The 10,897-nt window shown below is 32.4% G+C and carries 11 protein-coding genes; 9 read left to right on the top strand and 2 right to left on the bottom strand.

Annotated features, from left to right (window positions below; translation table 11 throughout):
* Nucleotides 1-113 precede the first annotated feature (113 nt).
* A complete protein-coding gene (locus P8V03_RS17120; protein WP_318799102.1) occupies nucleotides 114-401 on the top strand; it encodes a putative quinol monooxygenase in 288 nt (95 codons plus the stop codon).
* A 205-nt stretch (nucleotides 402-606) separates the two neighbouring features.
* Complete coding sequence (locus P8V03_RS17115) at nucleotides 607-1,599, top strand: Gfo/Idh/MocA family oxidoreductase (protein ID WP_318799101.1); 993 nt, start codon at nucleotides 607-609, stop codon at nucleotides 1,597-1,599.
* A gap of 140 nt (nucleotides 1,600-1,739) precedes the next feature.
* Here P8V03_RS17115 and P8V03_RS17110 read toward each other — a convergent pair whose 3' ends face one another.
* Nucleotides 1,740-3,461, bottom strand: a complete 1,722-nt coding sequence (locus P8V03_RS17110; RefSeq protein ID WP_318799100.1) for a methyl-accepting chemotaxis protein — start codon at nucleotides 3,459-3,461, stop codon at nucleotides 1,740-1,742.
* 291 nt (nucleotides 3,462-3,752) lie between these two features.
* Between P8V03_RS17110 and P8V03_RS17105 the strand changes: the two genes are divergently transcribed.
* Complete coding sequence (locus tag P8V03_RS17105; RefSeq protein WP_261673385.1) at nucleotides 3,753-4,172, top strand: GtrA family protein; 420 nt, start codon at nucleotides 3,753-3,755, stop codon at nucleotides 4,170-4,172.
* Between the two features lie 107 nt (nucleotides 4,173-4,279).
* Here the strand turns inward: P8V03_RS17105 and P8V03_RS17100 are convergent, their stop codons facing one another.
* Nucleotides 4,280-4,711 carry a hypothetical protein gene (locus tag P8V03_RS17100; protein ID WP_318799099.1) on the bottom strand — a complete coding sequence of 144 codons (432 nt, stop codon included), beginning with the start codon at nucleotides 4,709-4,711 and terminating at the stop codon, nucleotides 4,280-4,282.
* A 367-nt stretch (nucleotides 4,712-5,078) separates the two neighbouring features.
* Here P8V03_RS17100 and P8V03_RS17095 point away from each other — a divergent pair, with 367 nt between their 5' ends.
* From P8V03_RS17095 to P8V03_RS17070, 6 genes are all read left to right on the top strand, one after another.
* Nucleotides 5,079-6,062, top strand: coding sequence for an efflux RND transporter periplasmic adaptor subunit (locus P8V03_RS17095; RefSeq protein ID WP_318799098.1), 984 nt, complete (start codon nucleotides 5,079-5,081; stop codon nucleotides 6,060-6,062).
* 19 nt (nucleotides 6,063-6,081) lie between these two features.
* A complete protein-coding gene (locus P8V03_RS17090; RefSeq protein WP_318799097.1) occupies nucleotides 6,082-6,735 on the top strand; it encodes an HlyD family secretion protein in 654 nt (217 codons plus the stop codon).
* A gap of 14 nt (nucleotides 6,736-6,749) precedes the next feature.
* Nucleotides 6,750-8,333: a DHA2 family efflux MFS transporter permease subunit gene (locus P8V03_RS17085; protein WP_318799096.1), complete on the top strand. Its 1,584-nt coding sequence runs from the start codon at nucleotides 6,750-6,752 to the stop codon at nucleotides 8,331-8,333.
* Nucleotides 8,305-8,781: a MarR family winged helix-turn-helix transcriptional regulator gene (locus tag P8V03_RS17080; protein WP_318799095.1), complete on the top strand. Its 477-nt coding sequence runs from the start codon at nucleotides 8,305-8,307 to the stop codon at nucleotides 8,779-8,781. Before P8V03_RS17085 ends, P8V03_RS17080 begins: the two co-directional genes overlap by 29 nt.
* Before the next feature lie 445 nt (nucleotides 8,782-9,226).
* Nucleotides 9,227-10,210 carry an efflux RND transporter periplasmic adaptor subunit gene (locus P8V03_RS17075; RefSeq protein WP_318799094.1) on the top strand — a complete coding sequence of 328 codons (984 nt, stop codon included), beginning with the start codon at nucleotides 9,227-9,229 and terminating at the stop codon, nucleotides 10,208-10,210.
* 19 nt (nucleotides 10,211-10,229) lie between these two features.
* Nucleotides 10,230-10,883 (top strand): HlyD family secretion protein, encoded by a 654-nt coding sequence (locus P8V03_RS17070; protein WP_261673392.1) that lies wholly within the window; start codon nucleotides 10,230-10,232, stop codon nucleotides 10,881-10,883.
* The last annotated feature ends 14 nt before the right edge of the window (nucleotides 10,884-10,897 follow it).

Raw genomic sequence — 10,897 nt, 5'->3', positions numbered from 1 at the left:
ATGTTATTAAATAAATGAAGCTCTACTAAAAACTATTAGATTATAATGAATATAGAATTTTTGGAGAGGTTATGCTAAAATAAAGATATATTTCTAAAAGGTGGTAATTTATTATGATTAAAGTTGTATCCAAAAATTATGTTAAGGCAGATAAGGTAGAGAAATTTAAAGAATTGGCTGCTGAGCTAATTAAAGAAAGTGTAAAAGAGGATGGATGTGTGGCTTATAATCTCTATGAAGACGTTAGCGACAGCACAATTCTAACTTTTATAGAGGAATGGAAAGATGAAGCTGCTTTAGACTTTCACAGAAATACACCTCATTTTAAAAGAATAGTACCGCAATTAGCAGAACTTCATGAAAAAGCTAAGGATTTGAACTTATATAGAAGCTGTTTCTAATTTTAACGAACAAATTTATAGCAATTAGTAGCCTCATCCTATAAATATAAAAGGATGAGCTTTTTTATATTTACAAGATGAGACTATTGATATAGTATAATAGGATAAATTCTAACTGAGCCTATTTTTATATTTAGCATTGATAATAATAATTTATGATATAGTCAATGGTAATAAAATAATTAACCGCTAGGAGGATTTAAGTATGGTTAATTTTGCAGTTATAGGTACTAATAAAATAACAGATGAATTCATAAAAGCAGCTAGTTTAGTAGAAGATTTCAAACTAAATGCTGTCTATTCTAGAACAGAAGAAGGAGGCAGAGCCTTTGCAGAAAGGTATGGTATAAAAAATGTATTTACCAACCTACAGGAGATGGCAAAAAGTGATTGCATTGATGCGGTGTATATAGCAAGCCCTAACTCTTTTCATTCAGAACAAGCTATTATATGCTTGAATAGCAAGAAACATGTTCTTTGTGAAAAGCCAATTGCTTCTAATGTCAGTGAATTAAATTCTATGATACTAACTGCCAAAAATAATGATGTTTTGCTGATGGAGGCTATGAAAACTACATTTTTACCTAATTTTAAAGCCATAGAAAATAATATACATAAACTAGGCAAAATAAGAAGATACTTTGCAAGCTACTGTCAGTATTCTTCAAGGTATGATTTATATAAGGAAGGAAAAGCTGTAAATACCTTTGACCTTAAGTTTTCTAATGGAGCAATTATGGATATAGGAACTTATTGCATTCATCCACTGGTTAAGCTTTTTGGTATGCCAAAGGATATAAAATCTACTGCATTGAAATTGCCTTCAGGAGTTGATGGGGAAGGTAGTCTAGTTCTATCTTATGAAGATATGGATGGGGTTATAATGTATTCAAAAATAACAGATTCCCATGTTCCTTGTGAAATACAGGGAGAAAAGGGTAGTATGATAATTGACAAAATTAATAATACAGAAAAAGTACAAATTATATACAGAAACGGTAATGTAGAGGATTTATCTGTGCCGCAGCTAAAGGATACAATGTATTACGAAGCTAAGGAATTCATTGACCTAATAAAAAACAACGAAAAGCAATCTGAGGTGAATTCATATAGCCAGTCTTTAAAGGTTATGAAGATTATTGAGATCTCTAGAAAAGAAACAGGAATCATATTTCCAGCAGATAATAAATTAGTTTAATATAAAAAGACAACGTTACAAAAATCATCTATTTGTGAAACTTTAAAAACCCCTACTTTTATGAACTTATTAAGTAACTAGAATTACTTCATAAAAAATAGGGGTTTTTTATATTTATAGAAGGTTAAAAATTAGTTAGTTTAAACTTTAAATCCACTAGTTAGTTTACTTAACTTTTTAGCCATATCTGATAGACTCTCTGTAGTCTTCTCGATTTCAGTCATAGTACTTAATTGTTCTTCAATGCTAGAACTAATATTTTCAGTATTTGCTGCTATTTCGCTAGCAGTAGTAGCTATACTGCTTATGGCTTTTTCCATCTCTTTGGTACTCTGTGCATTAGTTTCTGTTGCATTATCAATATCCTCTATTTGAGCAACAATATCCTGAGTATTTTTAATTATGTTCTGCATGATTTGTCCAACTTCAGAAGCCTTAGATACTCCAAGAGATACCTTTTCTTCAACTTGATTAACTGAATCTACAGCAGAAGCTGATTTTAATTGATTTTCCTGAATTAAATCAGATATCTGTTTAGCAGCTGAGTTACTTTCATCTGCAAGTTTTCTAATTTCATCTGCTACCACAGTAAAGCCTCTACCGGCTTCACCAGCACGGGCAGCTTCAATGGCAGCATTTAGTGCCAGTAGGTTAGTTTGAGCAGATATTCCTGTAATTATCTCAATTATATCCCCAATCTTTTTTGAAGAATGATCTAATTCATTTATCATGACAGATACTTCCTGTGATGATGATGCTATATTTGTTATAGAAGAAACAATTTCAGATATTTTAGAAGCCCCCTCCTCCGCTGCATCCTTTGCCTTTTTACTATTTTGCCTGGTGTTTTTAGTAGCAATAGAAGTTGCCTCTGAAAATCTAGCTGCTTCCTCAAGATGGCCACTAGTTTCCTCAGAAACTGCGGCACTATCTGAAGTGCTGGAGGTTATTTCTTCAACAGTACTAGATATTGTGTCGAGAGATTCTGTAGTTGTTCTTGTTGCCTTTGTTAATTCTTCACTTGATGTAGTAATAATCTCAGCAGAGTCGGAAACTTCCTTAATAATTGTATGAAGCTTATCCACAAATGTATCAAAGGCTGAACTGAGTTCTCCTATTTCATCCCTGCTTTCATAGCCTATTCTTTGAGTTAAGTCACCATTATTTTCAGATATTTCTTTTAGTCTTTCTGTAACGTTTCTGACTGGATGAACAACTGCTGATATTATGATCTTAGCTAGGATTAATGTTAAAATAGCACACAATATAATAAGTGAGATTAATCCAATTACAGTATTCTTATAAACAGCTTTGCTCTCGTCATAAGTTCCCTTTGCTTCAGCAACCTGTTTATTAATAATTTCCTTGAGAGATATAATTAAGTCACTTTTTGACTTATCTAAGTTTATCATCTCAGTAGGAGGTCCAGCTTGAGCAGCATCAGTACCTTGTGATCTTACTACGCCTATACCATTTTCCTTTATAAAGGTATCAGTAGAAGCCTTAAATTCATTGAGATTCTCAAAGACAGTTTTGTAATTAGGATCTCCTTTGTATTTAGATAATCTTTCTTCTACACTAGATACAGTTGAAATAATATCCTCCTGTATTGGTTTTTTAGAAGCATCATCAGTTTGATCCATTAAGTTATTCTCCCTAGTCCTAATATACTCAATATCAGATCTTATAGTTTCAAGATACACAATAGGTACAAGCCTTGTATCATTCAACTCAGTAATCATTGAGTTAACTTTAGAGATTTGTTTTACTCCTACCAAGGCTATTATTATTAAAAATACTAGGAAACTGATAGAAAGTAAACCAATCTTTTTTCCAAGTTTGATGTTTTTGAAAAAGTCCATATAAGGTATCCTCCTAAATTAATATGTTTAGTTATCCTTAGTTATTTTTGAAACTAAAGTTATTTACTATTAAAAGTTCACAAATGTTTAATAATAGTATATATTGCTAATGTTACAGATTGGTTACAGTTTTTAAATTAAATTATAAAATCATGGAAGTATGGATAAAAGAAAGGATATAGTAGAAAATATATGTAAGAGCGCTGGTGAGTTTAGGCGGGTATAAACAGACTTCTGTAGAATTTGAGGAACAACAGAGATTTATAACTAAGAAAGAGAGTGATAAAAAATATGAAATTAGGAGTTAACTTAACCGGTTATCTGTTTCTAGAAAAGGCGAGACAATTAAGTCGTTTTTCTTTAGTAGGAGCACTAAATACTCTTATAGATTTTGTTGTATTTACAATATTCCAAAGTTTATTTGGAGTGAATTATGTTGTGAGTCAGATAGCAGGGTATAGTTTTGGAATTGCCAATAGTTTTATATTTAATAAAAATTGGACCTTTAAAAATAAGAATAGATATAAAAAAATAACTTATGAGTTTTTACAGTTTATTGGAGTTAATCTATTCTCACTTACAATTACGTTGATAGCTATTAGAATTTTAGTAGGTAATTTTCAATTCAATGTATATACATCAAAGGTGATAGTAACTTTAATAGCTCAATTAACTAACTTTCTTGGTTATAAGCTATGGGTATTTAAATAAATACTAAATTATAATAGGGAATATAATCGGAATTTAGCAAAAAGATATAAAAAGCGCTTCTTCAAGTTATATATTTTATTTAACTTAAAGAAGCCCTTTTTATATTTTCACGCACATATATATTCCTTTAGTATACAATTAATCTTACTAATTGTTGACTTTTGACCTGAATAAATTCTGAAGACTAATTTTTTTTCTACAAAACTTAAAAATTTTTTATTCTTTATATTTAGTAAATATATCTTATCCACCAGTTGATCATAGAAAAAGATATCTATATCGCCGTAATTAAAGGAGATTAGCTCATGATTACTATTTATGGGAATGAACATAATTCGTTTATCTGTTACTGCCAGAATACACTCAACTTTCAAAGTAGAAGGAACTTCTATGAAAGTATCAATAGACATACGAGCCATATTATAGATAAGCTCTGTTCCAAGTGGTAACCTAACAATTCCTTTTACTCCGTAGATAAATTCTTCATTAGATCCTTTGTAATCGTTTAAATTAATCTTTTTACTTGTAGAAGAAATCATAATATCAGCTCCCCTAAAAGCTATATATATATTATAATATTTCAAAGTAAATTCGTCAATCAATGTTTAGAATTTTCGGAAAATAATTTCGGCAATTAGTTTAAATTTAAAAAGTAATTCACAATTATTTCACACTGGAATAATAATCCTGGATATAACTCAAATTACCTCGTGAAACCGTATACAAACACGTATAAAGTAATCTTGCTATAATATGCAATATTATCATTGAAAGTTACAAAAAATTAATATATAATTAGTAATGTTGGTAAGCGAACAATATGTAAAAGAATAGTTTGTGTAAAACCAGAAGCTACATAGTAGCTTTTAATTTTTAGTAATGAAATATTGCAAAGGGAGGCTTAAAATGAAAAAAACTACTTTATTTTGTGTAATTATAGCAATGCTTTTAACAGGTTGTGGTTCAGCTAATGGAACTAGTGTTAAAAATAATGTACAAACAACTAAGAGTACACAACAAAACAATAGTAATCAATTTATAATGGGAGGAAAGATTGCAGCAAATACCCAGGCAGATATAACTTCTAAAATATCAGCTAAGGTTTCAGAAATAACTGTTGATCTAGGCTCAAAAGTTAACCAAGGTGATGTAATTATAAAATTAGATACACAGGATTTGCAGGCACAGGTGGAACAGGCACAAGCAGCTGTAAATACAGCAAGAGCAAGTTTAGCCAATGCTCAAAATAGTGTACGTCCTGAACAAGTTGCATCAGCACAAGCTACTTTAGATAGTGCAGCGGAAAATTATACTGTGACTAAAAAGAATTACGATCGTATAAAGGCCTTAGTTGATACGGGAGCAGCAGCACAGCAACAGCTTGATACAGCACAGCAGCAGCTTGCAGCAGCAGAGGCTCAGCAGAAGAATGCACAAGAGCAACTAAATATGCTAAATAATGGTCCTACAAGATCTAGTATAGAGGTTTATCAAGCACAAGTTAGCCAAGCTGAAGCGGCTTTAAAAGTTGCTCAGACAGCACTCAATAATGGTACTATTGTTTCACCTATTTCAGGTACTGTAAGTGCAAAAAACATTAACGTAGGAGAATTAGCAGGAGCTGGAGCAAAACTCTTATCAATAGTTAACTCTGAAGCTTTATGTGTAAATGCATATGCACCTTTAGAAATTATTAATGATCTTAAAGAGGGGCAAGATGTGGTTATTAAGGTATCAGAATTACCAGATAAAGAGTTTACAGGAAAGATAACTGTTATAAACTCAAAGTTAAATGATCAAAGCAGAAATATATTAGTTAAAGTAAGTATAGAAGATCCAAAGGCATTATTAAAACCAGGGATGTTCGCACAAATTGGATTGAAAAAATAAAGAGGTAGGTGATTTTAATATGAAAGATAAGCGTAAAGGGCTAATTATTGGAATATTAATAGCAATTGTAGCAGCATTAGGAGGAATAGGGGCTTATTACTGGTATCAAAATACTTATTATGTATCAACAGAAGATGCAAGAGTTGGTGCAGATTTAGTTAGCGTAACTCCTCAAATTTCCGGAAAATTACTAGAACTTAATGTTCAAGAAGGAGAGACAGTTACTAAGAATCAAATACTAGCTCGCCAAGAAATGAATAATCTTCCTGATTCAAGTGTGGATCAATCTTTAGTGAGATCACCAATTAGTGGTATAGTTGTTAAGAAACAAGGTACAGTGGGAGAGTTGTGGTCATCAGGGCAAACGATGTTTACTTTAGTAGACCCAAACAATCTTTATATAAGTGCTAATATAGAGGAGACAAAGCTTGGCAAGGTAAAAGCTGGACAACCAGTTGATATAACTATAGATCAATTTGGATCACAAAAGTTTACAGGAAAGGTTAAGTCAATAGGAGAAGCAACAAATTCTGCACTATCCTTACTTTCATCATCAACTAGTGGTACCTTCACAAAGGTAGTTCAGAGGGTACCTGTAAAAATTCAACTTGATAAGTTTAACAATAAGATACTTCCGGGAACTAACGCAGTTGTTAAGATTCATATTAAGTAACGAGGTGACATGTAGTGAAAGAAAATAATAAAGGGTCACTAGATGCTTGGTTGGCGATGAGCGTAATCATAATTGGTACATTTATGTCTATATTAAGCAGTAGTATAATCAATGTTGCCCTCCCTAAGATGATGTCGGTTTTTGGAGTATCTCTAGATGATATAAAATGGGTAATGACCGCTTACACCTTGGCACTGGGAGCAGTTATTCCTATAACAGCATATTTGCAAGAAATATTTGGTGCTAAAAAGGTATATACTTTTGCGTTAGCGATGTTTACGATCGGATCAGCCTTATGTGGATTTGCATGGAGCAACTCAAGTATGATAGCCTTCCGTGTATTCCAAGCTATTGGTGGAGGTATGATGCAGCCTGTTGGAATGGCTATAATATATTCCATATTCCCTAGAGAGAAAATAGGGCTTGCACTTGGAGTTTACGGTATAGCAGCTATGGCAGCACCGGCTATAGGGCCAACTTTAGGTGGATTAATTATAGAAAAAATGGACTGGAGACTTATTTTTAGTGTTAACTTTCCTATAGGAGTAATAGGTGTAATATTAGCTATACTTCTGTTGAAAGATGAACCTAGGAAGCCATTTAAGTCTTTTGATATAATAGGATTTTTATCTTCTACAATAGGTATAGTAAGTGTACTATATGTTCTTGGAAAATGGTCAACAATAGACTGGGGAGATATAAAAAACCCAATATTATTGACTGTAGGATGTTTAAGTCTTGTGCTATTTGTAGTAAATGAGCTTACCCATCCAGATCCTCTACTAGATTTAAGAGTTCTTAAATTATTTGATTTTAGTGTAAGTTTAGTTATAACCTCTGTTTTAACCTTAGCACTAATGGGAGGATCCTATGTACTGCCCTTATTCCTACAAAATGTAAGGGGCTATACAGCTATGGAAACAGGACTTATTATGCTGCCAGCTGCACTGGTGATGGGAGTTTTGATGCCAGTAAGTGGAGCCCTTTTTGATAAATTGGGAGCAAAGCCAGTAGTTATACCAGGACTTATTATATTAGCTGTTTCATCCTTTGAACTTTCAACAGCTATAAATATGAATTCAACTAAAGAATCAATAATGCTTATTTCTTGTATAAGGTCTATTGGAATGGGGCTTGCCATGATGCCTATTAGTACTGTAGGAATGAATGCTGTAAAAGGAGAAATGATTCCAAAGGCTTCCGCTCTTAATAATACTATAAGACAGATTGCAAGTTCCCTTAGTATAACTATAATGACAGTGCTTATACAGTCAAAAACAAATTATAACTACTCAAAGCTATCAGAGCAGATAACTATCTATAACAAAGCGGCTAATGATACTATAAGCACACTGACAAAAATGTATATGCATTCAGGTTTGCCTCAGGGAACTGCAAAGGTGTCGGCTTTATCCCAGATAGCTAAAATGCTTCAAGCTCAGGCATACTTAGATGCTATGGCATATTCTGTTGCTGTAACTGCTGCTATAGTAGTTGTAGCTATACTATTAACTCTACTTATGAGAAGTAATAAGAAGATAAAAAAACCAAAGGTGGAGGGAAAGCTTAATGAAGGAGGAGCAGCAGTTCTTGAATGATAAACTAAGAGAAGAACAGGTTGAAAAAATATTTAATATAAATAAAAATATTCAGAAGAATCTTAGAGTTAGACTTGAGAAACTTGCAAAACAATATGGTCTGACGTCACCACAGCTTAGTGTAATATTCAAGATATATGAAACTCCAGCTATAACTCTTCATGAGTTAAGTAGTCATATGAGGCTAACAAAAAGTACGGTTTCCGGTATAGTAGATCGCTTAAATAGACAAGGGATTATAGTTAGGGAAATACCTAAAGACAACCGTAGAATTGTAAATCTATCAATTTCTGAAGAATTTAAAAAAAATAATGACATATATAGTATAAAGAAAAAATTCATAAAAGACTTAGCACTTAATTCTGAGGATAATAGCTCTATAAATATAGAAAAAATTATAGATGGCTTAGAGGAATTCAATTTACTTTTGAAGGACACTGATTTTTAGTTAGAAATGTATGGTATTAAAGGGGTATTCTAAGATAAATATTAAAAAAGAAGTATGTAGTTTGGATTAAAATTAGTACAAACTATATACTTCTTTTTTATGTTATATTTCCATTCTGATATTAATATGACATAATAACCCGTGGTTAAAGTTGCATATTAATATGTTTTAATAGATGAAACTATAATTACCAATAAAATGAGAATTTTCGACATAAAATCACATGAAAACATCTGCAAATCACGTTGAATTACATGATTTGTTGTTGAAATTTACAAAAAGTTAATATATAATGAGGAATGCTGATAAACGAACAATATGTGTGAGAATGGTTTGCATAAAAAGAAACTAAATTTAAATATAGGTAGCACATAGAAATTCTTTTATCATCTAAATAATCTAGTATATTAAAAATTGAACATTGTAATTATAAGGGAGGCTTAAAATGAAAAAAACTGCTTTATTTTGTTTAGTTACAGCAATACTTTTAACCGGTTGTGGTGCTTCTGGTGTAACTAGTACAAAAGACAATAAACAAACGACTAAAAGCATACAACAAAACAATAGCAATCAATTTATAATGGGAGGAAAAATTGCAGCAAATACCCAGGCAGATATAACTTCCAAAATATCAGCTAAGATTTCAGAAATAACTGTTGATATAGGCTCAAAAGTTAACCAAGGTGATGTAATTATAAAATTGGATACACAGGATTTGCAGGCACAGGTGGAACAGGCCCAAGCAGCGGTAAATACAGCAAGAGCAAGTTTAGCCAACGCTCAAAATAGTGTACGTCCTGAACAGATTGCATCAGCACAAGCTACTTTAGATAGTACAGCAGAAAATTATACTGTGACTAAAAAGAATTACGATCGTATAAAGGCCTTAGTTGATACGGGGGCAGCAGCACAGCAACAGCTTGATACAGCACAGCAGCAGCTTGCAGCAGCAGAGGCTCAGCAAAAAAACGCACAAGAGCAGTTAAATATGTTAAATAATGGACCTACAAGATCTAGTATAGAGGTCTATCAAGCACAGATTAGCCAAGCTGAAGCGGCTTTAAAGGTTGCTCAGACAGCACTCAATAATGGTACTATTGTTTCACCTATTTCAGGTACTGTAAGTGCAAAAAACATTAACGTAGGAGAATTAGCAGGAGCTGGAGCAAAACTCTTATCAATAGTTAACTCTGAAGCTTTATGTGTAAATGCATATGCACCTTTAGAAATTATTAATGATCTTAAAGAGGGGCAAGATGTGGTTATTAAGGTATCAGAATTACCAGATAAAGAGTTTACAGGAAAGATAACTGTTATAAACTCAAAGTTAAATGATCAAAGCAGAAATATATTAGTTAAAGTAAGTATAGAAGATCCAAAGGCATTATTAAAACCAGGGATGTTCGCACAAATTGGATTGAAAAAATAAAGAGGTAGGTGATTTTAATATGAAAGATAAGCGTAAAGGGCTAATTATTGGAATATTAATAGCAATTGTAGCAGCATTAGGAGGAATAGGGGCGTATTACTGGTACCAAAATACTTATTACGTATCAACAGAAGATGCAAGAGTTGGTGCAGACTTAGTTAGCGTAACTCCTCAAATTTCTGGAAAGTTACTAGAACTTAATGTTCAAGAAGGGGAGACAGTTACTAAGAATCAAATACTAGCTCGTCAAGAAATGAATAATCTTCCTGATTCAAGTGTAGATCAATCTTTAGTGAGATCGCCAATTAACGGTATAGTTGTTAAGAAACAAGGTACAGTGGGAGAGTTATGGTCATCAGGTCAAACGATGTTTACTTTAGTAGACCCAAATAATCTTTATATAAGTGCTAATATAGAGGAGACAAAGCTTGGTAGAGTGAAAGTTGGACAAGTAGTTGGTATAACTATAGATCAATTCGGATCACAAAAGTTTACAGGAAAGGTTAAGTCAATAGGAGAAGCAACAAATTCTGCACTATCCTTACTTCCAGCCTCAACTAGTGGTACTTTCACAAAGGTAGTTCAGAGGGTGCCTGTAAAAATTCAACTTGATAAGTTTAATAATAAAATCCTTCCAGGAACTAATGCAGTTGTTAAGATTCACATTAAGTAATGAGGTGATGTTAT

It is taken from the genome of Clostridium tanneri (assembly GCF_033659955.1).
Lineage (GTDB): Bacteria > Bacillota > Clostridia > Clostridiales > Clostridiaceae > Clostridium_AM > Clostridium_AM tanneri.
Note: the sequence above shows the minus strand (reverse complement) of the source record. Positions and strands in the feature narration are given on the sequence as shown.